The 26,526-nt window shown below is 60.6% G+C and carries 19 protein-coding genes, 1 tRNA gene, 3 rRNA genes and 1 pseudogene (1 of these 24 cut by a window edge); 20 read left to right on the top strand and 4 right to left on the bottom strand.

Translation table 11 applies throughout. The annotated features are described in order from the left end of the window. From ACTG2W_RS12375 to ACTG2W_RS12325, 11 genes are all read left to right on the top strand, one after another. Positions 1-1,111: ribosomal RNA gene (locus tag ACTG2W_RS12375) — 23S ribosomal RNA — on the top strand (it extends 1,779 nt beyond the left edge of the window). 78 nt (positions 1,112-1,189) lie between these two features. Continuing rightward, positions 1,190-1,304, top strand: a 5S ribosomal RNA gene (gene rrf, locus ACTG2W_RS12370). A 46-nt stretch (positions 1,305-1,350) separates the two neighbouring features. Next, a tRNA-Thr gene (locus ACTG2W_RS12365) sits at positions 1,351-1,426 on the top strand. A 27-nt stretch (positions 1,427-1,453) separates the two neighbouring features. Next, positions 1,454-1,568: ribosomal RNA gene (gene rrf, locus ACTG2W_RS12360) — 5S ribosomal RNA — on the top strand. Positions 1,569-1,733: 165 nt separating this feature from the next. Beyond that, entirely contained in the window at positions 1,734-2,699 is a 966-nt protein-coding gene (gene ebgR / locus ACTG2W_RS12355) for a transcriptional regulator EbgR (RefSeq protein WP_106844336.1), read from the top strand. 321 nt (positions 2,700-3,020) lie between these two features. Further along, positions 3,021-6,095, top strand: a complete 3,075-nt coding sequence (gene ebgA / locus ACTG2W_RS12350) for a beta-galactosidase subunit alpha (RefSeq protein ID WP_106844335.1) — start codon at positions 3,021-3,023, stop codon at positions 6,093-6,095. Then, on the top strand, positions 6,092-6,547 hold the full coding sequence (locus ACTG2W_RS12345) for a beta-galactosidase subunit beta (protein WP_106844334.1): 456 nt from the start codon (positions 6,092-6,094) through the stop codon (positions 6,545-6,547). Before ebgA ends, ACTG2W_RS12345 begins: the two co-directional genes overlap by 4 nt. A 103-nt stretch (positions 6,548-6,650) precedes the next feature. Further along, a complete protein-coding gene (locus ACTG2W_RS12340) occupies positions 6,651-8,096 on the top strand; it encodes an amino acid permease (protein WP_106844333.1) in 1,446 nt (481 codons plus the stop codon). Positions 8,097-8,172: 76 nt separating this feature from the next. Next, entirely contained in the window at positions 8,173-8,511 is a 339-nt protein-coding gene (locus ACTG2W_RS12335) for a tRNA-binding protein (RefSeq protein WP_005342042.1), read from the top strand. A gap of 166 nt (positions 8,512-8,677) precedes the next feature. Next, positions 8,678-10,123, top strand: coding sequence for an amino acid permease (locus ACTG2W_RS12330; RefSeq protein ID WP_106844332.1), 1,446 nt, complete (start codon positions 8,678-8,680; stop codon positions 10,121-10,123). A gap of 292 nt (positions 10,124-10,415) precedes the next feature. Continuing rightward, positions 10,416-11,366, top strand: a complete 951-nt coding sequence (locus ACTG2W_RS12325) for a bile acid:sodium symporter family protein (protein ID WP_106844331.1) — start codon at positions 10,416-10,418, stop codon at positions 11,364-11,366. 83 nt (positions 11,367-11,449) lie between these two features. Here ACTG2W_RS12325 and ovoA read toward each other — a convergent pair. After that, positions 11,450-13,584: pseudogene (gene ovoA, locus ACTG2W_RS12320) on the bottom strand (5-histidylcysteine sulfoxide synthase). Between the two features lie 363 nt (positions 13,585-13,947). Here ovoA and ACTG2W_RS12315 point away from each other — a divergent pair. Continuing rightward, positions 13,948-14,670, top strand: a complete 723-nt coding sequence (locus tag ACTG2W_RS12315; protein WP_106844330.1) for a head GIN domain-containing protein — start codon at positions 13,948-13,950, stop codon at positions 14,668-14,670. Positions 14,671-14,720: 50 nt separating this feature from the next. Here ACTG2W_RS12315 and fghA read toward each other — a convergent pair whose 3' ends face one another. Then, positions 14,721-15,557 (bottom strand): S-formylglutathione hydrolase, encoded by an 837-nt coding sequence (gene fghA, locus ACTG2W_RS12310; RefSeq protein WP_106844329.1) that lies wholly within the window; start codon positions 15,555-15,557, stop codon positions 14,721-14,723. 48 nt (positions 15,558-15,605) lie between these two features. Then, positions 15,606-16,733 carry an S-(hydroxymethyl)glutathione dehydrogenase/class III alcohol dehydrogenase gene (locus ACTG2W_RS12305; protein WP_106844328.1) on the bottom strand — a complete coding sequence of 376 codons (1,128 nt, stop codon included), beginning with the start codon at positions 16,731-16,733 and terminating at the stop codon, positions 15,606-15,608. 120 nt (positions 16,734-16,853) lie between these two features. Here ACTG2W_RS12305 and ACTG2W_RS12300 point away from each other — a divergent pair, with 120 nt between their 5' ends. Next, the gene (locus tag ACTG2W_RS12300; RefSeq protein ID WP_106844327.1) at positions 16,854-17,759 is read left to right on the top strand and encodes a LysR substrate-binding domain-containing protein; all 906 of its coding nucleotides are present in this window, start codon (positions 16,854-16,856) and stop codon (positions 17,757-17,759) included. A 120-nt stretch (positions 17,760-17,879) separates the two neighbouring features. Here ACTG2W_RS12300 and ACTG2W_RS12295 read toward each other — a convergent pair whose 3' ends face one another. Further along, positions 17,880-18,743 (bottom strand): YicC/YloC family endoribonuclease, encoded by an 864-nt coding sequence (locus ACTG2W_RS12295; RefSeq protein WP_005342032.1) that lies wholly within the window; start codon positions 18,741-18,743, stop codon positions 17,880-17,882. A gap of 147 nt (positions 18,744-18,890) precedes the next feature. Between ACTG2W_RS12295 and rph the strand changes: the two genes are divergently transcribed. From rph to ccoG, 7 genes are all read left to right on the top strand, one after another. Further along, on the top strand, positions 18,891-19,607 hold the full coding sequence (gene rph / locus ACTG2W_RS12290) for a ribonuclease PH (protein ID WP_005339589.1): 717 nt from the start codon (positions 18,891-18,893) through the stop codon (positions 19,605-19,607). A gap of 75 nt (positions 19,608-19,682) precedes the next feature. Beyond that, a complete protein-coding gene (pyrE, locus tag ACTG2W_RS12285) occupies positions 19,683-20,336 on the top strand; it encodes an orotate phosphoribosyltransferase (protein WP_106844326.1) in 654 nt (217 codons plus the stop codon). Positions 20,337-20,516: 180 nt separating this feature from the next. Beyond that, positions 20,517-22,946 (top strand): heavy metal translocating P-type ATPase, encoded by a 2,430-nt coding sequence (locus tag ACTG2W_RS12280; protein ID WP_106844325.1) that lies wholly within the window; start codon positions 20,517-20,519, stop codon positions 22,944-22,946. Continuing rightward, positions 22,947-23,336 carry a Cu(I)-responsive transcriptional regulator gene (gene cueR / locus ACTG2W_RS12275; protein WP_005356117.1) on the top strand — a complete coding sequence of 130 codons (390 nt, stop codon included), beginning with the start codon at positions 22,947-22,949 and terminating at the stop codon, positions 23,334-23,336. A 127-nt stretch (positions 23,337-23,463) separates the two neighbouring features. Continuing rightward, positions 23,464-24,618 (top strand): GGDEF domain-containing protein, encoded by a 1,155-nt coding sequence (locus ACTG2W_RS12270; RefSeq protein WP_179902785.1) that lies wholly within the window; start codon positions 23,464-23,466, stop codon positions 24,616-24,618. Positions 24,619-24,648: 30 nt separating this feature from the next. Next, positions 24,649-24,912: a YihD family protein gene (locus tag ACTG2W_RS12265; RefSeq protein ID WP_005339598.1), complete on the top strand. Its 264-nt coding sequence runs from the start codon at positions 24,649-24,651 to the stop codon at positions 24,910-24,912. 155 nt (positions 24,913-25,067) lie between these two features. Beyond that, entirely contained in the window at positions 25,068-26,519 is a 1,452-nt protein-coding gene (gene ccoG, locus ACTG2W_RS12260; protein WP_005357450.1) for a cytochrome c oxidase accessory protein CcoG, read from the top strand. Positions 26,520-26,526: the final 7 nt, after the last annotated feature.

Genomic DNA, 26,526 nt, shown 5'->3' with positions numbered 1-26,526 from the left:
CTCTGCAAACACGAAAGTGGACGTATAGGGTGTGACACCTGCCCGGTGCCGGAAGGTTAATTGATGGGGTTAGCGCAAGCGAAGCTCTTGATCGAAGCCCCGGTAAACGGCGGCCGTAACTATAACGGTCCTAAGGTAGCGAAATTCCTTGTCGGGTAAGTTCCGACCTGCACGAATGGTGTAACCATGGCCATGCTGTCTCCACCCGAGACTCAGTGAAATCGAATTCGCCGTGAAGATGCGGTGTACCCGCGGCTAGACGGAAAGACCCCGTGAACCTTTACTACAGCTTGGCACTGAACATTGAACCTACATGTGTAGGATAGGTGGGAGGCTTTGAAGGCGTGACGCCAGTTGCGCTGGAGCCGTCCTTGAAATACCACCCTTGTATGTTTGATGTTCTAACGCAGGGCCCTGAATCGGGCTCGCGGACAGTGCCTGGTGGGTAGTTTGACTGGGGCGGTCTCCTCCCAAAGAGTAACGGAGGAGCACGAAGGTTGGCTAATCCTGGTCGGACATCAGGAGGTTAGTGCAATGGCATAAGCCAGCTTAACTGCGAGACGGACAGGTCGAGCAGGTACGAAAGTAGGTCATAGTGATCCGGTGGTTCTGAATGGAAGGGCCATCGCTCAACGGATAAAAGGTACTCCGGGGATAACAGGCTGATACCGCCCAAGAGTTCATATCGACGGCGGTGTTTGGCACCTCGATGTCGGCTCATCACATCCTGGGGCTGAAGTCGGTCCCAAGGGTATGGCTGTTCGCCATTTAAAGTGGTACGCGAGCTGGGTTCAGAACGTCGTGAGACAGTTCGGTCCCTATCTGCCGTGGGCGTTGGATGATTGAAGGGAGTTGCTCCTAGTACGAGAGGACCGGAGTGAACGAACCTCTGGTGTTCGGGTTGTCACGCCAGTGGCACTGCCCGGTAGCTAAGTTCGGAATCGATAACCGCTGAAAGCATCTAAGCGGGAAGCGAGCCCTGAGATGAGTCATCCCTGACCCCTTGAGGGTCCTAAAGGGCCGTTGGAGACCACAACGTTGATAGGTGGGGTGTGTAAGCGCGGCGACGTGTTGAGCTAACCCATACTAATTACCCGTGAGGCTTAACCATACAACACCCAAGAAGTGTTCTGGGCCTTGTAACGAATACGAAACTACTTACATCAGCTTTCTCAGATTGAAGAATTTGCCTGGCGGCCATAGCGCCGTGGAACCACCTGATCCCATGCCGAACTCAGAAGTGAAACGCGGTAGCGCCGATGGTAGTGTGGCATTCGCCATGCGAGAGTAGGACACTGCCAGGCACCCAATTTCAAGATTACGCCCAGCGTGGTCTTTACCGGTTAGTGTGCTGATATGGCTCAGTCGGTAGAGCGCATCCTTGGTAAGGATGAGGTCCCCAGTTCGATTCTGGGTATCAGCACCATTTTCAAGTTAGTTTTAAAAGCTTTTGCCTGACGGCAATAGCGCCGTGGAACCACCTGATCCCATGCCGAACTCAGAAGTGAAACGCGGTAGCGCCGATGGTAGTGTGGCATTCGCCATGCGAGAGTAGGACACTGTCAGGCACCTATTTAGAAGAGGCCTCCCATTCGGGAGGCCTTTTTGCATTTCTGTGTTCCAAAAATCTGCCATGCCACCGGGATTTTAGTAAAAGTGCTGGGCTATCAAGGGATTGCCCGTTACTCTTTAGCCGTTGCCGATTAACACGTGATGCTGCCAGCGAGGTATTGATGGCTACGTTGAAGGAAATTGCACAGGAAGCGGGGGTTTCTCTCGCCACGGTATCCCGGGTACTGAACGAGGATCCCAGCCTGAGCGTCAAGGAAGAGACCAAGCAGCGGATCTTCGAGATTGCCGAACGGCTGGAGTACAAGACCAGCAGCGCCCGCAAGGGGGTACACAAGAGCAAGCTGCACTTTCTGGTGGTCTATGCCTATCCCCAGAGTACCGAGGTCAACGACCCTTACTATCTCGCCATCCGTTATGGTATCGAGACCCAGAGTGCCCGCCTCAATATCGAGCTGACCCATCTCTACAACTGTGGTGAAGGGCGTGAATTGAGTGCCGTGGATGGCATTCTGGTGGTCGGCACCCTAACAGCCGAGCGCCTCACCCAGCTAAGGGCTTGTTCCAGCCAGCTGGTGTTTGTCGACTGCCGTTCACAGGGAGAGTTCGACTCGGTCGATGTGGATCTCGCCCTGATCAGCCAGCAAGTGGTGGATTATTTTATCGCTCAGGGACACCAGCGCATCGGTTATATCGGTGGCCAGGATGAGAATCCGGATCTGCGCGAACTGGCCTTCCGGGATTATGGTCAGCGGCTGGGGGTGGTGCAGGAAAGCGATCTCTATCGTGGGGACTTCTCCAGCGCTTCCGGCTACCAGTTGGCGAAGGAGATGCTGGCAGGGGATTGGCCCAAGGCGCTGTTCGTCGCCTCCGACTCCATCGCCATTGGTGTGCTGCGTGCCATTCACGAGAAAGGACTGGCGATTCCCCAGCAGATCGAGCTTATCAGCGTCAACGATATTCCGACCGCCAAGTTCACCTTCCCGCCACTCTCTACGGTGCGGATCCACTCCGAGTTGATGGGCTCCCAGGGGGTCAATCTGCTGGTTGAGCGGCTGCGAGACGAGCGGGATATTCCACTTCGGGTGCTGGTACCTAGCAAGTTGACCCTGCGTGGCACCACTCGCTGATTTTAGTAAAACATTCTGCTTTTTAGTCGCGCCATCTTGCGGTGGTGCGACTCCTCTCCCAAGTAAACTTATTTCCCATATCATCCAGTGACGTCATATCATATTGTTTTATAGTTGATTTTATTGCAGTTCAGCCAACGGCTATCAACATCTATGCCACTCATCCATATCTTGCCCTCCTTTATCTCCCGCTTCTGATCTCGCTCACAAAACCATCTGTTCATTGTGATCAGGTTAAAACTTTACCAATTATTAGCTGATATCTAGTAAAGTTTTATCTAAAGTTTACCCAGTCAAAGTTGCCTTGTTCCGGGAGGACATGTGAATAACTGGGAAAACGTCCAATTCGTTGGTGAAAACAGGCTGGCTCCGCGTGCCTACTTCTTCTCTTATGCCGACCACGCGCTGGCGGCCACCATGCAGCGCGAGCTGAGCCGCCGTTTTCTGAGCCTTAGCGGTCAGTGGCAGTTCCACTACTTCGACCACCCCCTGCAGGTGCCGGAGGCCTTTTACCACAGCCCCATGAGCGAGTGGGGCCAGATCACCGTGCCCAACATGTGGCAGATGGAAGGGCATGGCCAGCTGCAGTACACCGACGAGGGTTTTCCCTTCCCCATCGACGTGCCTTTCGTGCCGACCAACAACCCGACCGGTGCCTATCAGCGCAGCTTCACGCTGAGCCCGGCCTGGGACGGCGAGCAGGTGATCATCAAGTTTGACGGTGTAGAGACCTACTTCGAGGTCTATGTGAACGGCCACTATGTCGGCTTCAGTAAGGGCAGTCGCCTCACCGCCGAGTTCGATATCAGCGCTTACGCCAGCATCGGCGAGAACCTGCTGTCGGTGCGGGTGATGCAGTGGGCCGACTCCACCTATATCGAAGATCAGGACATGTGGTGGATGGCGGGGATCTTCCGCGACGTCTATCTGGTGGGCAAACCGGCCGCCCATGTGCAGGATTTCTTTATTCGCACCGCGCTGGCCGATGACAATCAAAGCGCTACCCTGAGCTGCGACATCCAGCTGGAAAATCTGGGGGCTCCCGCCCGTGATCACCGTCTGGTCTGGTCGCTGCTGGATCAGGGCAGCGAGATCGCCAGCGGCTCGCTCGATCATCTCGCCATTGATGGCAAGTGTGATTGCCGCTTCACGCTGGATATGGCTAACCCCCATCTGTGGAGCGCCGAAGATCCTTACCTCTACCAGCTGCAACTCTCCCTCTACAACGGTCAGGGCGAGCTGCTGGAAGTGATCCCGCAGCGAGTCGGGGTGCGTGAAATCAAGGTCAAGGATGGCCTCTTCTACGTCAACGGCCACTACCTCAAGCTGCACGGGGTGAACCGTCACGACAATGACCACCTCAAGAGCCGCGCGGTCGGTATGGACCGTGTTGAACGCGATATCGTGCTGATGAAGCAGCACAACCTCAACTCGGTGCGCACTGCCCACTACCCGAACGACCCGCGTTTCTACGAGCTGTGTGACCAGTACGGCCTGTTCGTGATGGCGGAGACCGACGTGGAGACCCACGGTTTTGCCAACGTCGGCGATCTCAGCCGCATCACCGACGACCCCTTCTGGGAGCCGGTGTTCGTGGATCGCATCGAGCGCCACGTGCACGCCCAGAAGAACCACCCCTCCATCATCATCTGGTCGCTGGGCAACGAGTCAGGCTACGGCTGCAACATCAGAGCCATGTACCAGCGCTGCAAGGCGATCGACCCGACCCGGCTGGTGCACTACGAAGAGGATCGCGATGCCGAGGTGGTGGATGTGGTGAGCACCATGTATTCGCGCGTCTCCCAGATGAACTGCTTCGGCGAGTTCCCGATGGAGAAGCCACGCATTATCTGCGAATACGCCCACGCCATGGGCAACGGCCCGGGTGGCCTCAGTGAATATCAGCAGGTGTTCGACCGCCATCCCCACATTCAGGGCCACTACATCTGGGAGTGGTGCGATCACGGCATTCTGGATCAGGACGAGCAGGGCCGCCCCGTTTACAAGTACGGTGGCGACTATGGCGACTATCCCAACAACTACAACTTCTGCATGGATGGCCTCATCTATCCGGATCAGACCCCGGGGCCGGGCCTGCGCGAATACAAACAGGTGATCTGCCCGGTCAAGGTGCGGGCTCTGGATCTGGCGAGCGGCAAGCTGGCGGTCGAAAACCGCTACTGGTTCTCCACTCTCGACGACATCCGCCTGCTGGTCGAGGTGAAGGCCGAAGGCGAGCTGCTGGCCAGCCAGCAGATCCGGCTGGAAGGGGTTGCTCCCGGTGCCACCACAGAGCTGCAACTCGAGCTGCCCTCTCTTGATGGGCGGGAAACCTTCGTCCAGCTGCGGGTCATCAAGGCCACCGCCACCCGCTACAGTGCGGCGGAGCACGAGCTGGGCCAGTACCAGTTCCAGCTGAAAGAGTCGACTCGCCAGCTGCAGCCCTTTGCCAATCCCAACGCCACCCCGTTGCAGATCGCCGATGAGCGCCTCGCGCTGACCTTGAGCGGCAGCGGCTTTTCCCTGCGCTTCTCGCGTCTCGACGGCAAGCTGGTGAGCTGGCAGCAGGACGGTATCGAGCTGATTGAGCGGGCACCGCGCCTCACCTTCTTCAAGCCGATGATCGACAACCACAAGCAGGAGTACGAGAGCCTGTGGCACCCGAACCACCTGCAGATCATGCAGGAGCACTTCCGCACTCTGAGCTGGCGCCAGCTGGGTGACGCGGTCGAGGTGACGGTAGAGAGCCTGATCGCGCCGCCGGTGTTCGACTTCGGCATGCGCTGCCGCTACGTCTACACCCTGAGTCCGAACGGTCAGCTGCATGTGGCGCTCTCCGGTCAGCCCTACGGCGGTTATGACGACATCATTCCCAAGATCGGCTTCGAGCTGGGTATTCGTCAGGATCTCGACCGGGTGCACTACTACGGCATGGGGCCGGGTGAAAACTATCAGGACAGCCGCCAGAGCAACTGGATCGACAGCTTCAACAGCACAGTAGGCGAGATGTGGGAGCACTACCCCTTCCCGCAGGACAACGGCAACCGCCAGCAGGTGCGCTGGGCGACCCTGACCAACCGCCACGGCGCCGGTCTCTACGTGCGGCCCGATGCCCCCATCAACCTGAGCGTCTGGCCCTACAGCTGGGAGCATATTCACGGGGCGCAGCACATCAACGAGCTGGAACCGAGCGGCTATCTCACCCTCAATCTGGATCACAAGGTGCTGGGGCTGGGCTCCAACTCCTGGGGCTCCGAGGTGCTGGACTCCTGGCGGGTGCGCTTCGAGCCGTTCAGCTTCGGCCTGACCCTGCTGCCCATCGCCCGTGGCAACCTCAATCCGGCTGCACTGGCCGGGATCGATCTCACCATCAACGGCGGGAGGAACCTCGCATGATCACCCTGGACAACCTGACCCTGTTCAAAAACATCTACCGGGAGGGCAAGAAGTGGGGCCGCTGCGTGGAGGCCATCAACAACCTGCCAAACCTCAAGCCCGGTATCTGCCACTCCATCGGTGACTCCCTCACCTACCGCTTGCAGGAGGGGGCCAGCCCGGCCACCTCACTGTTCGAGGGGCAGCGCCGCTACTTCGATGTCCACTACTACCTGGAAGGGGCAGAGACGGTGGAGTGGGCTGCCAAGAGTGAGCTGGGAGTCGAGCAGGCCTATGACGACACCACCGATCGCGAGTGGCTGGCCGGCGAGGTGCAGGGGCGCCATAAAGTCGGCAACGGTCAGGTGGTGATCTTCGAGAACGACGAAGCCTACCGGTTCGTCGGCGACGGGCCGGTGCGCAAAGTGATCATCAAGGTCACCGTCGAAGGCGGCTACTTCAAGAACAAATAACAAGCCGCCGGTTCTGCACTGATAAAAGCCGGAAGGGCGGGGCTCACCCTACAACCCATGCCTCGCCCTTTCGCGGCAATAACTACAGGTCTGGAGATGCACCATGTCTGATTCCAAACGCAATACGATAGGCAAGTTTGGTCTGCTGTCGCTCACCTTCGCGGCGGTATTCAGCTTCAACAACGTCATCAACAACAACATCGAGATCGGTCTGGCCTCCGCCCCGATGTTCTTTCTGGCCACCATTTTTTACTTCATTCCGTTCTGCCTCATCATTGCGGAATTTGTGTCACTGAACAAAAACTCCGAAGCGGGCGTCTATGCCTGGGTGAAGAGCTCCCTCGGCGGTCGCTGGGCCTTTATCTCCGCCTACACCTACTGGTTCGTGAACCTGTTCTTCTTCACCTCCTTGCTGCCGCGGGTCATCGCCTATGCCTCCTATGCTTTCCTCGGCTACGAGTACATTCTCACTCCGGTGGCAACCACGGCATTGAGCATGGTGTTGTTTGCCTTTGCCACCTATGTCTCCACCAACGGCGCCAAGATGCTCGGCCCCATCACCTCGGTGACCTCGTCCCTGATGCTGCTGCTGACCCTCTCCTACATCCTGCTGGCAGGTGCGGCACTGGTGGGCGGCGTGCAACCGGCCGACCCCATCACGGTAGAGGCCATGGTCCCCGATTTCAGCTGGGCCTTCCTGGGCATCACCACCTGGATCTTTATGGCAGCCGGTGGCGCCGAGTCGGTGGCGGTCTACGTCAATGACGTGAAAGGGGGCTCCAAGTCCTTCGTGAAGGTGATCATCGTCGCCGGGATCTTTATCGGCGTGCTCTACTCCATTGCATCGCTGTTGATCAACGTGTTCGTCCACAGCGGCACCCTGAAATATACCGGCGGCTCGGTGCAGGTGTTTGAAGGGCTGGCAGCCTACTTCGGTTTGCCGGAGATCCTGATGAACCGCTTTGTCGGGCTGGTCTCCTTCACCGCCATGTTCGGCTCCCTGCTGATGTGGACGGCGACCCCGGTGAAGATCTTCTTCTCCGAAATCCCGGCCGGCATCTTCGGCAAGAAGACAGTCGAGCTCAACGAGAACGGCGTGCCTGCCCGTGCAGCCTGGATCCAGTACCTCATCGTGCTGCCGCTGATGGTGATCCCGACCCTGGGTTCCAACACCGCGCAGGATCTGATGAACACCGTCATCAACATGACCGCCGCCGCCTCCATGCTGCCACCGCTGTTCATCATGCTGGCCTACCTCAATCTGCGCCTGAAGCTCGACCACCTGCCACGGGAGTTCAAGATGGGGTCGCGCACCACCGGCATCGCCGTGGTCTCGGTGCTGATCGCCATCTTCTCGGTGGGCTTCCTCGCCTCCACCTTCCCGACCGGTGCCGACATCATGACCATCATCTTCTACAACGTCGGCGGGATCGTGATTTTCCTTGGCTTCGCCTGGTGGAAATACAACAGATACGAGGCCTCCCTCAGCGCCGAGGCGCGAGCGAAAGAGGCTCAGCCGACAGCGCAGGTTGCCATGCAGACGCCATAGGCACGGCATTGAATCCCAATCAAACCGGGTGGCCGTTGGCCACCCGCAAACCGTTGAACCAGAAAAGGAAAAGAGAATGAGCGAGACGATCGAGTTTGCCGAATTCAAGCGGGTCGAGATGAAGGTGGGCAAGGTACTGGAGGTGGTGCGCCACCCCGGGGCCGACAAACTCTACATCGTCCAGATCGACGTGGGTGGCGAGCGGCCGCTGCAGACTGTCACCAGTCTGGTGCCTTACTACAGCGAAGAGGAGCTGATGGGCAGCGAGGTGGTGGTGCTGACCAACCTTAAGCCCACCAAGATGCGCGGCGAGCGATCCGAGTGCATGTTGCTCTGCGCCGAGACCCCGGACGAGAGCCAGAGCGTGCTGTTGCAACCGCGGGTGCCGATGGCGCCGGGCACTCCGATCGTCTGAATGGTATTGCGAGCCGGTGCGGGAGACGGCACCGGTTCAGCAACGAGGCCGTCCACGCGGCCCGATCATAACAAGAGAGTAAAGTGCGGGGCCGACAGACCCTTGCCGAACACATCACAGAGTCACAGCGCTCCCCGCAGGGAGTGCGAGTCCACTGGAGGACACCATGTCTGAATCCGTACGCGGCACCATAGGCAAGTTTGCCTTGTTGTCGATGACCTTTGCCGCCGTGTTCAACGTGCGCAACATCGTCAACAACAACATCGAGCTGGGGCTCAGCTCCGCCCCCATCTTCCTGCTGGCGACCATCGTCTACTTCATCCCGTTTGTTTTCATCATCGCCGAGTTCGTTTCGGCCAATAAAAACTCCGAGTCGGGGATGTACGACTGGCTTAAAAAACCGCTCGGCACCCGGATGGCCTATCTGGGCTCGTTTCTCTACTGGTTCGTGAACCTGTTCTGGTTCGTCTCCCTGCTGCCCAACGTCATCGCCTACGCCTCCTACGCCATGCTGGGCTATGAGTACAGCTTCTCGCCCATGGTCACCTCGATCATCTCCATCGTGCTGTTTGCGGCGGCGACCCACATCTCCACCAAGGGGGCGAGCTGGCTTGGCAAGATTGCCGAGATCGTGGCCTACGGGGTGTTTGCCCTGTTCGCCATCTATGTGCTGGGCGCGTTGATGGCCCTGAGTGGCGATCATGTGCCGGCCCAGCCCATCACCCTGGAAGCGATGACCCCCACCGTCAACTGGGCGACCCTCGGCATCATGTGCTGGATCTTCCAGGCGGCGGGCGGTGCCGAGACCGCAGCGGCCTACCTCAATGACGTGAAGGGGGGCCAGAAGTCCTTCATCAAGGTGATCATCAGTGCCGGCATCGTCATCGGTGCCATGTATGCGGTCGGTTCCCTGCTGGTGAACGTGTTCGTGCCGCGCGAGAGCCTCACCTATGCCGGTGGCATGGTGGAGATCTTCACCGGCATGGCGCAATACTTCGGTCTCTCCGAGGCGCTGGTGGGCCGCTTCGTCGGCGTGGTGCTGTTTATCGCCATGTTTGGTTCCATGATGATGTGGACCTCGGCGCCGGTGAAGATCCACTTCTCCGAGATCCCGCAGGGGGTTTACGGCGAGAAGACCACCCAGCTCAACGAGCACGGCGTGCCGGTGCGCGCCGCCTGGTGGCAGTTTGTCTTCGTGTTCGCGATGCTGGTGGTCAACGGCTTCGGCTCCGAGTCGGTGCAGCAGATGATGAACACCGCCATCAACCTCACTGCTGGCACCGCCATGTTGCCGCCGATCTTCATCATGGTGGCCTACTTCGTGTTTCGCTGGAAACATGACGACACCCCCCGCGACTTCCGCATGGGCTCGCGCACCTTCGGCATGGCGGTGGTCTCGGTGCTGATCGCCATCTTCGTGGTGAGCATGAGCGCCTCCGCCTTCCCGGCCGGGGTGGATCTGGTGCGCGCCTTCTTCATCAACGTCTTTATGACCGCGGTCTTCTCGGCGCTGGCCTACTGGTGGATCTCCCGCTTCGAGAAGCGGCAGGCTCGCAAGCTTGCCGGCAATGAGAAGAAAACGGGCAACGGCAAGCTGGCCAGCCAGCGCTGATCGGCTGGGTGAAAAAGCGGAACGGGCGGCCTGGGTCGCCCGTTTTTTATCCATTTCGCGCCGGTTTGGCGCTATCTGGCCGCGGGTCAGCAACTTCCGCTATTCAACAAAGCAAAGGCGTTAAGCATTGATGAACAATTAACCGCTGCACAACGTTGCGCCTCTCCGTTATCGGGGTAAGCTGGAGGTTCGTTTTAGCGGGAGGTGCCAGACATCTCCCGCTCTGTTTCTTGTCCTCCCCAATCCTGACTGCTGCCATGGCAGCAGGATGCCCTTCTGATGGAGACCTTTCGTGCGTCTGGATCCCTTTACTGTTGTGCTGATTGCGGTGGTCACCCTGGCTTCTCTCTTCCCCTGCGAGGGTCTGGTGGCCGTCTGGTTCGGTCTGCTGACCAAGCTGGCGGTGGCGCTGCTGTTCTTCATGCATGGCGCCAAGCTGTCGCGCCAGAACCTGCTGGCAGGCCTCGGCCACTGGCGGCTCCATCTGGTGGTGATGCTCAGCACCTTCGTGCTGTTTCCGCTGCTCGGGCTGCTGCTCACCCCGCTGGTGCCGGGCTGGCTGAGCCCGGCCATCTACCTCGGCTTCCTCTATCTCTGCGCTCTGCCTGCCACCGTGCAGTCGGCCATCGCCTTCACCTCTATGGCGGGGGGCAATGTGTCGGCGGCGGTGTGCAGCGCCTCGGCCTCCAGCATCCTCGGGATCTTCCTCTCGCCGGTGCTGGTGGGGATGATGATCCACGTGCAGGGGGAGGGGATCGACACCTGGCACTCCATCCAGTCCATCATGATGCAGCTGATGCTGCCGTTCGTGGTGGGCCACCTGTCGCGCCCGCTGATCGGTCGCTGGGTCGATAGCCACCGCCCGCTCATCGGCAAGCTGGATCAGAGCTCCATTCTGCTGGTGGTCTACGTCGCCTTCAGCGAAGCGGTGGTGCAGGGGATTTGGCACCAAGTAGGTTGGTACGATCTGGCCAGTATCGTGCTGCTGAGCTGCGTATTGCTGGCGCTGGTGCTCTGCTGGAACGTCTGGATCAGCCGCCGCCTCGGCTTCGACAAGGCGGACGAGATCACCATCGTTTTCTGCGGCTCGAAAAAGAGCCTCGCCAACGGGGTGCCGATGGCCAACGTCATGTTCCCGGCCGCCAGCGTCGGGGTGATGGTGCTGCCGCTGATGATCTTCCACCAGATCCAGCTGATGGTCTGCGCCGTGCTGGCGCGCCGCTATCATGAGCAGGGGCATTGATACTCGCGCCGTTTTGACAGCCATAACAAGAGAGAGGGAGGCCAGTTGGCCTCCCTCTTTTCATCTGCATGCCGACCGGCGGATTAGCGTTTGCGCCAGACGGTGAGCTGCGCCACCGTGTGCTGGTATTTGCGGGCGGTCTCGCGGATGACGAAGGGCACATCCCGCGGCGGGCAGTGCTCTTCGAACTCCGCCGCCAGCAGCCGTTGCAGCGCCTGATAGGTGGTGAGCGCCTCGCCGTTTTCGCGAATACCGCCGAGCTATATTCCGCCAGCCAGGTATAGGGGCTGGTGAGCACCAGCAGACCACCGCTGCGCAGCCGCGGGGCGATATCCCGCAGGAAGCGGGCGGGCTCCCGCAGCCGGTCGATCAGGTTGGAGGCGAGCACCAGATCGTAGTGGTCATATTTGGGCTTGAGGTTGCAGGCATCCCCCTGACTGAAGTGGATGCGCTCAGCCTGACTTGCCCCCAGCCCGTGGCTCGACAGGCGTGCCTCGCAATACTCCACCAGTTCACCCTCCAGCGGAATGGCGTAGCGGAAACTGTCCTGACTGGCGAGGGCCAGCGCCACATCGATGAAGCGGGCCGAGTAGTCCACCCCGTCCACATGCTGGAAGTGGCGGGCCAGTTCGAAGCTGGCGCGGCCGGTGGCACAGCCGATATCCAGCGCCCGCTGGTGGTTGCTGCACAGCTCGCCAGCAAGATCAGCAAGCGTCTTGGCGTAGTTGGCTACCCCGAAGTGGCTCGGGCCGTACTGGAAGTCGAGGTACTGAGCGACCAGCGTGTCGGTTTCATAGGGATTCACGATAACGGGTTCCTGATAACGGGAGACCAGATAGCGGAAACCCGCATGCTGGAAGAAGTGACGCCGGAAGGCGTAACGGGATGATTTGAGCGCTTCGTTACCCGTGCTGATCCAGCTGCCGCCCTTTATCAGGGTGTGCTTGCCATCAAAGGTGGGGGTGGAGAAGTCGTCGTAGAGCGGGTGGATTTTAAAGCCGTCGAAGCCGTCGATGGCGGTGCTGGTCCACTGCCAGACATTGCCCACCAGATCGAAGAACTCCCCTTGCGGGCAGGCATCCACCGGGCAGGAGGAGGCGAAACGGGCCAGATTGATATTGCCGGGGGCCTGTGTCCAGTCCGGCTGATCGCCGGGTAGCTGCTCGCGCAGCAGCATCCATTCCGCCTCGCTCGGCAGCTGGATGGGGAGTCCGGTCAGGGCCGCCTTCCAGCGGCAGAAGGCAGCCGCCTCCAGCTGATTCACCTCGACCGGCCAGTCCCAGGGCATGGCGATCTGCCCGGTCATCAGCCGCAGTTGCAGTTGTTCGGGCTCGGCGGGGTCACCCACCCAGAAGGTGGGCATCTGCGCCTTGGCGTACTGACACCAACCCCATCCCTCCTCATCCCACCACTGTTGCTGGCCATAGCCGCCCGCCTGAACGAAGGCGAGGTACTCGGCATTGCTCACCAGCATGCGGCTGGCCTGAAACGGGGCCAGCTCGATCTGGCGCTCGCCATATTCGTTGTCCCAGCCGTAGGTGGCGTCCTGCTTGCCAAGGCGCACCTTGCCGCCGGCCACCGGCAGCAGGCTGTTGGCGGGCACCTGATCAATGCGGTGGCGGGCTTCGGTACAGGTGGGCCAATAAGGCTGCGGCCGCACCCAGGCGAGTGGCAACTGGCGGATGAGCACGCTGGAGGTCTCGAGGTGGATGCGCTCGTGCTCTATCCCCATCAGGATCACCCAGGCCGGGCTCTGCCAGTCGATGGGCAGGGTGAGCGGCATCTGGCGAATAAAATCGCACACCAGCGAACGGACTTTGGCCCGATAGCTGCGCAGCTCGCTGACCTTGGGCCAGTCGTAGTGGGTCTCGTCCAGATCGTCCCAGCTCATCTCGTCCACCCCGATGGCGACCATGGCCTCGATGCGGGCATCCAGCCGCTGATCGATCAGGCGTGCCGCCAGCAGCTTGTTGATAAAGAAGGCGGCGGTGTGGCCGTAGTAGAAGATGAGCGGGTGGCGTAGCGGGATCGCCTTGTTGAACCAGGCCCGCTCATCGGCCAGACAGTCGAACAGCGAGTCGTAGAGATCGAAGGTCTGGCAGAAGTAGGCGAGCAGTTCGCGCCGTTTCTGCTGGGGATCGCTGCCGGTCAGCAGCGGGGTGCGAGTCGGTTCCGGCAGACCGGTGGCGGTGGCATAGAGAGGGCTTGCTTGGGTCACGCTCTGGCTCCTTGTTGGCAGTGAAGACTGACAAGACAGTGGTAATGACATTACCGCAATGGAGAGCTTGGTACGCACGAAGTACCACTATTGGCTCAACAGACCGGCAGGGCAATTAAAAACTTCCACGGGCTGTCAGCATAGTGACCGGCAGGGTGACCCGCCAATCAGCCACAATCATATCCGTTCGAGAATGGTTATTTTCACCAAAATATGGTCTAAATGGCTCTCTGAATTCTTCGGTTTGTTCTGGGTTTAATGGTTATTTCCTTTTGAATCATTAAGTTAATTTTTGGCCCGCGCTTTGCAGAGCATGAAAACCAATTGGCCCTGGATGGCCAACACATAAGGAGGAGAGTAGTGATGAAATGGATGATGGTTGTCATGTTGATGGCAGGGCTCAGTGGTTGTCACTGGCTGGATCAGACCAGAGTGACCGGAACGGGAGCTGTGGTCGAGCGCCAGCAGGCGCTTGGTGACGGGGTGACCCGGGTGCTGGCGGGGGTGCCTGCCACCCTCCATCTGGTTGCGGGGGAGCCGCGCGGTATCCTGATCAAGGGGCAGGAGAACCTGCTGCCCTATCTGGTGCTGACCGAGAGCGGCGACAAGCTGGAGATCGAGGTGAAGGAGGGTTACCGGCTCGAGCCTACCGAGCCGCTGGAGCTGACCATCACCTTACCTGTGCTGAACGAACTGGCATTGGCCGGGACCGGCAACGGCGATCTGAGCGGCTTCAAGGGCGATGAGCTGGTGCTGTCAGTGGCCGGTACCGGTGACATCGTCGCCAGTCAGCTGGAGCTGAAACGGCTGGAAGGGAATATCGCTGGCACCGGCAGTCTGGAGCTGGGCAGCGGTTCGGCGCAGGCCATCGAGCTGAACATTGCCGGTGCTGGCGACGTGCTCGGGAGCGAGATGCGCGGCAAGGAGGTAGAGGTCAATATCGCCGGCAGCGGTGATGTGGCGGTACGGGCGCAGGAGACGCTGAAAGTCGGCATCGCCGGTTCAGGCAACATCGCCTACTGGGGCGATCCCAAGGTGGAGCAGCAGATCGCAGGCTCCGGCGGAGTGACCCGAGCGGGCAGTTGATATCAACCGATCACCACAACTGAAACAGGCCCGCAACGGGCCTGTTTTGATCAGAGGTGGCGGGCGTGAAAGCACAGGTGCGCCTCGATAAAGCTCGCCACGAAGTAGTAGCTGTGGTCATAGCCCTCGTGGCGGTTGAGCTCCAGTGGCCACTCCTTGCTGGCGGCCACTTCGGCCAGCGCATCGATATGCAACTGCTCGGCGAGGAAGGGATCATTCAGCCCCACATCCACCAAGGTTGGTAGCAGTGTGACCGGCTGGTGGCGCAGCAGCTGGCAGGCATCCCACTCCTGCCACAACAGCGGATTGCTGCCGAGGTAGGCGCCGAGCGCCTTCTGGCCCCAGGGGCAGCGGCTAGGGTGACAGATCGGGCTGAACGCCGAGACCGAGCGGTAGCGACCCGGCTCCCGCAGCGCGGCGATCAGCGCACCGTGACCGCCCATGGAGTGGCCACTGATGGCGCGGCGGGTCGAGACCGGGAAGTGGGTCTCTATCAAGTCAGGCAGTTCGCGGGTGACGTAGTCATACATCTGGTAGTGCGCCTGCCAGGGGCTCTGGCTGGCATTGACGTAAAAGCCCGCGCCCATGCCGAGGTCATAACCGGGATCGTCCGCTACGCCGTCGCCGCGGGGGCTGGTGTCCGGCGCCACCAGGGCGATGCCAAGCTCGGCGGCGATACGCTGGGCACCCGCCTTCTGCATAAAGTTCTCATCGGTGCAGGTGAGGCCGCTGAGCCAGTAGAGTACTGGGACTTTCTGGCCGGTGAGGGCCTGAGGCGGCAGATAGATGGCAAAATTCATCTCGCAGCCGAGCACGCTGGCGTGGTGGCGATAGCGCTTGTGCCAGCCGTCGAAGCTCTTGTTGCTGCTGATAATCTCCAGATTCATCGAAGGACTCCTGCACCCCGCCCACGATGGCGGGCGGGGTGATCATGCTCAGTAGTGGATGACGGTGCGGATGCTCTTGCCTTGGTGCATCAACTCGAACGCCTCGTTGATCTGCTCAAGCCCCATGGTGTGAGTGATGAAGTCATCGAGACGGAACTCACCCTGCATGTAGCGCTGCACATAGCTCGGCAGTTCGCTGCGACCGCGAACCCCGCCGAAGGCGCTGCCGCGCCAGACCCGACCGGTCACCAGCTGGAACGGACGGGTGCTGATCTCCTGACCCGCTCCGGCGACGCCGATAATGACCGATTCACCCCAGCCCTTGTGGCAGCACTCCAGCGCCGCACGCATTACCTTGACGTTGCCGATGCACTCGAAGGAGAAGTCGACGCCGCCGTCGGTCAGCTCGACGATCACCTCCTGAATCGGTTTGTCGTAGTCGTTCGGGTTGATGCAGTCGGTGGCGCCCAGCTTGCGGGCCAGTTCGAATTTGCTCTCGTTGATATCGATGGCGATGATGCGACCGGCCTTGGCCAGACGGGCACCGATCACTGCGGAGAGGCCGATGCCACCCAGCCCGAAGATGGCGACGCTCTCACCTTCCTTCACCTTGGCGGTGTTCATCACGGCGCCGATGCCGGTGGTGACGCCGCAGCCGAGCAGGCAGACCTCTTCCAGCGGGGCGGCCGGATCCACTTTGGCGATGGAGATCTCCGGCAGTACCGTGTATTCGCTGAAGGTGGAAGTGCCCATGTAGTGATAGATGGGCTGGCCATCTTTCGAGAAGCGGGTGGTGCCGTCCGGCATCAGCCCCTTACCCTGAGTGGCGCGGATCTTCTGGCAGAGGTTGGTCTTGCCGGATCTGCAGAATTTGCACTCGCCGCACTCGGGGGTGTAGAGCGGGATCACATGATCCCCCACTTTGACGCTGGTGACGCCCTCGCCGACCGATTCGACGATGCCGCCCCCCTCGTGACCGAGAATGCAGGGGAAGACCCCTTCCGGATCCTCACCGGAGAGAGTGAAGGCATCGGTATGGCAGACGCCGGTGGCGACGATGCGCACCCGCACCTCGCCCGCTTGTGGCGGCATGACTTCCACCTCTTCGATGGAGAGGGGCTGACCCGGACCCCAGGCGATGGCGGCTTTACACTTGATGCTTTGAACCTGTGCCATGAATGACATCCTTCTTGTTGAGCAGGGTGAACAGAGATGAGTTCGGATATTCAGTGTAGTTTCCCGCCGATTTGGTGATAATGAGGGCAAATCTCAAATCACTTTTACACACAGGTAATAATGTTCGGCTGGGAAGGGATCTGTGAATTTGTCAGCGTGGCGGAGCAGGGGGGCTTTACCCCGGCGGCGCGCAAGCTGGGGGTGTCGGTGGCGCAGGTCAGCCGTCAGGTGGCACAGTTGGAGGATCGGCTGCAGGCCAAGCTGCTGCTGCGCACCACCCGTCAGGTGCGGCTCACCGAGCTTGGCGAGATCTACTATCGCCACTGCCGTCAGCTGCTCGACAACCTCTACGAGGCTGAGCTGGCGGTGGGGCGCCATCAGGCGGTACCGCAAGGGTCGCTGCGCATCACAGCCCCCGTCTCCTACGGCGAGAGCCGCATCGCCCCGCTGGTGAACGACTTCATGGTGCGCTTCCCCCAGCTGGAGGTGACCCTCAACCTCACCAACCAGCTGCTGGATCTGGTGCACGAAGGCTACGATCTGGCGCTGCGGCTAGGTCATCTCAAGGATTCGACGCTGGTGGCGCGCAAGCTGGCGCAGCGGGTGCCCTATGTCTGCGCCTCACCGGCCTACACCGCCCGCCACGGCATGCCCAACAGCCTCTCCGAGCTGACCCGCCACACCTGTCTGGTAGGCAACAGCGACGAGTGGCACTTCACCCTGGATGGTCGCCCCCACAGCGTGCGGGTGCGCGGATTGTTGCAGTGCAACAGCGGCCACGCCCTGCTGGACGCGGCGCTCAAGGGGATCGGCATTATCCAGCTGCCGGACTACTACGTGAGCGACCATCTGGCCCGAGGCGAGCTGATCGAGTTGCTGCCTGAACTGCGGGCCCCGGCGGAGGGGATCTGGGCCCTCTATCCCCATAACCGCCACCTCTCCCCCAAGGTGCGGCTGCTGGTGGACTATCTGGCCGATCGGCTGAGCGACCCTCACCAACCGGCGCTGGTGATGCCGATAGGTTAGGGCGCTTCCCAGCCGCTGACTTACCGGCGGTGGGCGACAGGTGTGATGGCCGGAAAATAAAAGAGCCCTTGAGGAATCAAGGGCTCTTTTGCAGGCAACAACCGGATAGTCAGCGACTCATCATTCGATGTTCTGGATCTGCTCGCGCATCTGCTCGATGAGGACTTTCAGCTCGACGGCGGACTGGGTCACTTCGGCATTGATGGACTTGGAGCCGAGGGTGTTCGACTCGCGGTTGAACTCCTGCATCATGAAGTCGAGACGACGGCCGCAGGCGCCACCCTTCTTCATGATCTTGTTGGTTTCGCTGATGTGCATCTCCAGACGATCCAGCTCTTCGGCCACGTCGATCTTCTGGGCCAGCAGCACGATCTCCTGCTCGATGCGGGCCGGATCCAGCTCCACCTTGGCTTCGGCCAGACGGTCGGTGAGCTTCTGGCGCTGCCACTCGATGATCTGCGGCAGGTGGACGCGTACCTTCTTCACTTCCACCTGAATACCGGCCAGACGCTGTTCGATCAGCGCCTTGAGGTTGGCCCCTTCGCTGGCGCGGGAGGCGAGGAAATCTTCCATGGTCTGGTCAAAACCGCCGAGCAGCTCGGTGGCGACCGCGTCCATGTCCTGCTCGGCGGCGGCCATGACGCCCGGCCAACGCAGTACGTCGACCGGATTGAGTTGGCCCTGACCCGCCTCTTTCATTACCCAGCTGGCGCTGTCGATGATGAGCTTGGCCAGCTCTTCATTGATATGGAGTTGGCTGGCGGCGGCCTGAGCGGCTTCAAAACGCAGGTTGCACTCCACCTTGCCGCGCTGCAGCTTGGCGCGGAAACGCTCACGCAGAACCGGTTCCAGGCTGCGCAGTTGCTCCGGCAGGCGAATGTAGGTTTCCAGATAGCGCTGGTTGACCGAACGAATTTCCCAAACGGCTGTGCCCCAGTCGCCCTTGAATTCCTTGCGGGCGTAGGCGGTCATGCTGTGAATCATTGATTGTTCCGGGCTTGATGAAGTGTGCGGCCAGTATACTCAGCCCGGCCCTGCTCGTCAGCCGATGCCGTGGTTTTAGCGGCTGATATTTGGGGCGGGATCACTTATAATCCCCCGCCAATTTGAGCCAGCCCAGAGGTCCGTTCCATGTCACGTCCAAGCGATCGCAGTGCCGCGCAACTTCGCCCGGTTACCATTACCCGCAATTTCACCAAACATGCAGAAGGCTCAGTGCTGGTGGAGTTCGGTAACACTCGCGTGCTCTGCACCGCCAGCGTCGACACCAGCGTGCCGCGCTTCCTGAAAGGGAAGAACCAGGGCTGGGTGACTGCCGAATACGGCATGCTGCCGCGCTCCACCCACTCCCGGATGAACCGCGAAGCGGCCTCCGGCAAGCAGAGTGGCCGTACTCTGGAGATCTCCCGTCTGATCGCCCGCTCCCTGCGCGCTGCGGTAGACCTGACTGCGCTGGGCGAGCACTCCATCACAGTTGACTGTGACGTGCTGCAAGCCGATGGCGGCACCCGTACCGCCTCCATTACCGGTGCCTGCGTGGCGCTGGTGGATGCGCTGAACTGGATGGTCGAGAAGGGCATGATCAAGCAGAGCCCGCTCAAGCAGATGATCGCCGCCGTCTCCGTCGGCATGTATCAGGGCGAAGCCATCTGCGATCTGGAGTACATCGAAGACTCCGCCGCCGAGACCGACATGAACGTGGTGATGACCGAAGATGGTCGCATCATCGAGGTGCAGGGCACCGCGGAGGCCGAGCCCTTCACCCACGAAGAGCTGCTGGAGATGCTGGCGCTCGCCAAGGGCGGCATTGCCGACATCATTGCGCTGCAGAAGCAGTCGCTCTCCTGATTTTAAAAACGCGGCATTGACCGCGTTTTTTTATACCCCCACACAAGACAACGACAAGCCAAGCAAGGAGCCAGAATGAAAGCCTACCAGCGTCAATTTATCGAGTTCGCCCTGGAGAAGCAGGTCCTCAAATTCGGTGAATTTACCCTGAAATCCGGTCGTAAAAGCCCCTACTTCTTCAACGCCGGTCTGTTCCACAGCGGCCGCGATCTGGCCCGTCTCGGCCGCTTCTATGCCGCCGCTCTGATGGATGCCGGTATCGAGTTCGATGTGCTGTTTGGCCCGGCCTACAAGGGGATCCCCATCGCCTCCGCCACCGCCGTGCAACTGGTGGAGCAGCACGACGTGGACGTGCCCTGGTGCTTCAACCGCAAGGAAGCCAAGGATCACGGTGAGGGCGGCAATCTGGTGGGCAGCCCGCTCAAGGGGCAGATCATGCTGGTGGACGACGTTATCACAGCCGGCACCGCTATCCGTGAATCCATGGATCTGATCCAGGCCAACGGCGCCTCGCTGGCGGGCGTGCTGATCGCGCTGGACCGTCAGGAGAAGGGCAAGGGCGAGCTCTCTGCCATTCAGGAGGTGGAGCGTGACTACGGCGCCCACATCATCGCCATCATCCAGATGAGCGACTTGATCCAGTATCTGGAGGAGAAGCAGGCCGATCAGCCGGAGCTGGCAGCACAGCTGGCGGCCATGAAGGCTTACCGCGCCCAGTACGGTATCTGAGCTCCGCTCACTCCGCGCAATAGCTGAATGCGGCGCCCGTTTGCTCTCTGGCAGCAAACGGGCGTCGTTTTTTTCCATCTGCAAAAAGTGGATCATGTGGCTTGAGCTTGCCCTTACAGTAAAGGTTAGGGTTTGCCCGTCGGCGTTTTGTGGTGCCGACGGGTTCCGGGGAGGAACAACATGACCACTCATCTTCAATCACCCATTCATCTGCAGTTGCCGCTCAGCGGCATGAGCTGCGCCAACTGCGCAGGCCGTATCGCGACCAACCTCAACAAACTCGACGGGGTATCGGCCACCGTCAACTTCGCGCTGGAGCTTGCGGCCATCGAGTTGGCCAGCCCCGACCGCCTGCCTGCGGTGCTCGACAGCATCAAGAGTCAGGGTTACGACTACGGTAGCGAGACCTTTTTGTTTCAAATTACCGGTATGACTTGTGCCGGTTGCTCGGCCCGCCTGAACAAGATGCTGGCGGCGCTGCCCGGCGTTATCTCGGCCGAGGTCAACTTCTCCATCGAACAGGCCCGGATTGTGCTGGTCCCCGGGATGCAAACGCCCGCCGCTTTGCGCGAGCAGATCGAGGCGCTCGGTTTTGGCGCCCAACTGGCGCAAGGCTCGGCCAGCGGCCGCCGCCAGCAGTTGCTGGAGCGGGAAGCGCAGGAGGCCGCCACTGCCCGTCAGGCGCAAACCCGGGTCATCGTCTCGGCCCTGCTGACCCTGCCGCTGCTGGTGGGGATGCTGGCCATGGCCGGACTGTTCCCCTGGCATCTACCCGCCTGGCTGGAGCTGCTGCTCGCCACCCCGGTGCAGTTCTGGATTGGTGCCCGTTTCTATCGCGGCGCCTGGCTCGCCATCAAGAACCGCGCAGCCAATATGGATGTGCTGGTGGCCACCGGCACCAGCGCCGCCTACTTCTACAGCCTCTATCTGCTGTTGACGCTGGGGATGGCTGCCAGCGGCAAGCTCTATTTCGAAGCGAGCGCCATCATTATCACCCTTATCTCCCTCGGCAAGTTGCTGGAGGCGCGGGCCAGACGCAGCACCCAGTCCGCTATTCGCGAACTGATGGCGCTGCGGCCGGAAACCGCCACCGTCTGGCGTGGCGAGAGCTGGCAGAGCGTCGCCATCGATGAGGTGCTGCGCGGCGATCGGCTGCGGGTGTTGGTGGGTGAGCGGGTGCCGGTGGACGGCAAAATCGTGAGCGGCGCCAGCGAGCTGGATGAGTCGATCCTCACCGGCGAGAGTCTGCCGGTGCCGCGCAGTACGGGCGACAAGGTGCTGGGCGGCGCCATCAACCGCTCCGGCGTGCTGGAGATCGAAGCCACTACCGTGGGGGAGGACTCCAGCCTCAGCAAGATCATCGCTCTGGTGGAGAGTGCCCAGATGGGCAAGGCCCCGCTGCAACAGCTGGTGGACAAGGTTTCTGCCGTGTTCGTACCGGTGGTGATGGCCATCGCCCTGTTCACCCTGCTGGTGTGGTACGCCATCAGCAACGACTTCGGTCAGGCGCTGCTGGCAGCGGTGGCGGTGCTGGTGATCGCCTGCCCCTGTGCGCTGGGGCTGGCCACACCGGCGGCCATCGTCACCGGCACCGGCGTCGCGGCGCGCCACGGCATCCTGATCAAGGATGTGGATACCTTGCAGAAGGCCCACGCCATCAAGGCGCTGATCTTCGACAAGACCGGCACGCTCACTCAGGGCAAGCCGGTACTGGCTAGCTGGAGCGGCAATGACGAGCAGTTGCATCTGGCCACCGCCCTGCAGCAGGCGAGCGAACACCCGCTGGCGCTGGCGATGCGCGAGGCGATCGGCAAAGAGGCGGTATTGCCCCAGCCGGAAGCGGTGGAGGTGCTGGTCGGGGCCGGTATTGTCGGTCAGGTAGCGGGTCACACAGTTGCCATCGGCAATGGCGCCCTGCTGGCCCAGCTCGGCATTGATCAGCCGAAACAGGATGAACAAGCCGCCGATGGGGCGACCCGGGTTTGGGTTGCCATCGACGGTGCTGTGGTTGGTATCGCTGCTTTGGCCGATACCCTGCGCCCCGAGAGCCCGGAAGCCATCGCCACCCTGCGCCAGCGCGGCATCGCCAGCTGGCTGGTGAGCGGCGATGCACCGGCGCCGGTGGCCCATATCGCCGCCAAGCTGGGGCTGGACGGGGCCTTTGACTCCGTGCTGCCAGCGGGCAAGGTGGAGAAAGTGGCGGCACTGCGGGCGCAAACCCGCGGGCTGGTGGCCATGGTGGGGGACGGGGTGAACGACGCCCCGGCGCTGGCGGCGGCGGATGTCGGCATCGCCATGGGCTCCGGCTCCGATGTGGCGATGGAGACCGCTTCCATCACCCTGATGCGATCTGACCCGCGGTTGGTGGCCGATGCCATCGATATCTCGGCGGCGACCTGGCGCACCATCCAGCAGAATCTGTTCTGGGCCTTCGTGTTCAACATCATCGGCATTCCGCTGGCGGCGCTGGGTTACCTCAGCCCCGAGCTGGCGGGGGCGGCCATGGCCCTGAGCAGCATCACAGTTTTGAGCAATTCCCTGTTATTGAAACGCTGGCAGCCCAGGGCGGCACACGGGCCAGCATCCAACCCGATCAGTAAGGAGGCATAAATGAACATCAGCAAGGTTGCCAAGGCCACTGGGCTGACCGCCAAGACCATCCGTTATTACGAGAGCATTGGCCTCATCACAGCCCCGGTACGCAGTGACAACGGCTATCGCAGTTACACCGAGGGGGCGCTGCGGGAGCTGCGTTTCGTCAAGCGGGCGCGGGAGACCGGCTTCAATCTGGAAGAGTGTCAGGAGCTGCTGGCGCTCTATCGGGACGAGCACAGAACCAGCGCCCAGGTGAAGAAGCTGGCGCAGGAGAAGATCGTCGATCTGCGGGCCCGCATCGCTGGGCTTCAGGCGATGCTTACCTCCCTGGAAGGGTTGGTCTGCTGCTGCCATGGGGATGAAAATCCCGAGTGCCCGATCCTCGACGAATTGGAGAAGGGGTGAGCAAGGACTCACCTGCCAGCGCAGAAGAAATCGTTATTGATTGATTAACTTCTTAATAAGCGGCGCTTTATTGTTGCGGGTCAGGGGGTAATGGTAGACTGCTCGGCTCTTGTACAGGAGTACTCAGTTGACCCAGAGTGTGACACGCCAGGTTAAGCAGGCCATCATGGCCCAGCTCTATACCCATGCATCGTTCAGTCTCCCCTGTTTGGGCGTGTTGGCATTTGGCTGGAGTCTGCTGTTTCACGACTATCTACCCGCCATCGAAGCGCTCGGTTGGCTGGCAGGCACTTTCCTGTGGCTGCTGGCTCGGGGCTGGCACTTGCGCTGGCGCCGAGCCCGCCTGCACCAGACACCGCTGCCGGTGCTGGAGCGGGAGCTCTTTATCGGAGCCACCATCACCTCCATCATCTGGGCCCTCGGGGTGCTGCTCTACATGGACAAGCTGCCCGATACCTACCGGGCCGCCATGATGATGCTCTCCAGCCTCATTCTTACCGGCAGCGCCATCATGCTGTTTGGCAGCCGCCGTACCCTCTATGGTTCCGCCCTGCCGCTGGGCATGGCGATGCTGTTCGAGCTGGGTAATGGCAACGAGCAGGAGCGGATCGTCTCCTGCATGCTGGCGGGCTATCTGTTTGTCTTTCTGCCGACCCTGTTGCGCCGGATGCGGCGGGATCAGATCGCCTCGCTCCACCACCGTTTCTCGAACGCCGAACTGGTTGCCGAACTGAAGGCGGTCTCCGAGCATTTGCGTCTCACCTCCCGCCTCGACGGCCTGACCGGCATCGCCAACCGCGCCCATCTCGACGACTCTCTGGAGCGGGCCTGGCGGCGCTGCCATCGCGCCCGGGCGCCGTTGTCGCTGGTGCTGGTGGATGTGGATTACTTCAAGCAGTTCAACGATCTCTACGGCCATCAGCTGGGGGATGACTGCCTGCAACAGGTGGCGGGGCTGCTGGCCGAGGTGGAGCGGCGCGAGGACGATCTGGCGGCCCGTTACGGGGGCGAAGAGTTCGCCTTGCTGCTGCCCTGCACCGGCATGCAGGGGGCGTTGCAGGTGGCGGACAATGTGCGGCAGGCGCTCAAGGAGCTGGCCATCCCGCACCAGAAATCGCTGGTCTCCGGTCGGGTCACATGTAGTTTTGGTGTTGCGACACTGATACCGGACAACAGCATGAAAATCGCCGATTTGATCCAAAAAGCGGATGCGGCCCTGTATCAGGCCAAGCATAATGGGCGGGATCGAATCGAAGTAGCCTTGATGGGTAAGGTTGCCTGAATTTAACGTGACAGATTAAAGAGGTTGTCTATGCAATGTCATCGTATCGAAGAGCTGCTGGAGTTGTTGCAGCCTGCCTGGATCAAGGAACAGGATCTCAGCCTGGTGCAGTTTGTTGCCAAACTGGCCCAAGAAGCGGGATTTGAAGGGCCTCTGTCCGAGCTGACCGACGACATGCTGATCTATCACCTCAAGATGCGGGAATCCGACAAGCAGGCGATGATCCCCGGTCTGGCCAAGGATCATGTGCCCGATTTCAAAGAGGCACTACTCAAGGCGCGCGGAATCAAGTGAATCTTTAGCGGAAGCGCATCACCTCGGGGTGATGCGCTTTTTTGTTGCCGAAAATTGCGATCCAACCCCAATATTAGATACATCTAATCCACACAATTAGCATGCTGTTTAAGATATAATCCGCTCCATAACAAATAAGGGAGCGATGTCTTGCAATGGCCGACCACGATAAAATCGATATCAAGGACGTCACCGACAAGGGCGTAACCGGGACCTTCAACCCCAATACGTTCAAAGCCAGCGACGACAGATTCAACCCGGGCAACCGCATCTATGTGCGGGCCCAGAAAGGGTATTGGCAGCGGATGCGCAAGGCCATGGGCTGGTTCTTTGTGGCGCTGTTCGTGCTGCTGCCCTGGCTGCGTTACGACGGGCGACAGGCGGTGCTGTTCGACCTCGGTCACCAGCAGTTCCATATCTTTGGCGCCACCATCTGGCCGCAGGATCTGACCCTGCTCGCCTGGCTCTTCATGATCGCCGCCTTCGGACTCTTCTTTATTACCACCTTCCTCGGTCGGGTCTGGTGTGGCTATCTCTGCCCGCAGACGGTCTGGACCTTCATGTTCATCTGGTTTGAAGAGAAGCTGGAAGGGCCCGCCAACAAACGGCGCAAGCTGGACGAGGCGCCCTGGAGCGGCGAGAAGCTGGCTCGCAAGGGGGCCAAGCATCTGGCCTGGCTGGCGATCTCGCTGGTGACCGGCCTGACCTTCGTCGCCTACTTCCAGGATGTAACTGAACTGGTGCCGGACCTTTTCACCCTGCAGGCCAGCGGATGGGTGCTGTTCTGGGTGATCTTCTTCACCATCATTACCTACGGCAACGCTGGCTGGATGCGTGCCATCATGTGTATCCACATGTGCCCCTATGCCCGCTTCCAGTCCGCCATGTTCGACAAGGACACCTTCATCGTCGGCTATGACACCAAGCGTGGCGAGACCCGTGGTGCCCGCTCCCGCAAGGCGGATCCCAAGGCGATGGGGTTGGGTGACTGTATCGACTGCGATCTTTGTGTACAGGTCTGCCCGACCGGTATCGATATCCGCGACGGCCTGCAGTACGAGTGCATCAACTGCGGTGCCTGCGTCGATGCCTGCGACCAGACCATGGAACGTATGGGCTACCCGAAAGGGCTCATCAGTTACACCACAGAGCACAAGCTGGCCAACGACTCCACCCATGTGGCGCGGCCCAAGCTGATTGGTTACGGGCTGGTGATGGCGGTGATGCTGGGGGTCTTTGTCTACAACGCCATGTCCATCATGCCGATGGGGCTCGATATCCTGCGGGATCGCAACCAGCTGTTCCGCGAAAACAGCGAGGGGCTGATTGAGAACACCTACACCCTCAAGATCCTCAACAAGACCCTGCAGTCCCAGACCTACCAGCTGGATGTGGAGGGCTTGCCCGAGTATCAGTGGTTCGGCCCCCGTGAAGTGACCCTGAAGGCGGGCGAGATCTACACCCTGCCGGTCAGTCTGGCGGTCGATCCCTACAACCTGAAACGGCCGGCGCTGGATATCCAGTTCGTGCTGAAACGGGAGGGGGCTGCGCCCGATGACAGCAAGGGCAACCTGCGCCAGGGCAGCAAGTTTATCAGCCGGTTGTAACTGCGTG

Origin of the sequence: Aeromonas sp. 96A (genome assembly GCF_051919165.1) — a bacterium.
Classification (GTDB): Bacteria; Pseudomonadota; Gammaproteobacteria; order Enterobacterales; family Aeromonadaceae; genus Aeromonas; species Aeromonas veronii.
Note: the sequence above shows the minus strand (reverse complement) of the source record. Positions and strands in the feature narration are given on the sequence as shown.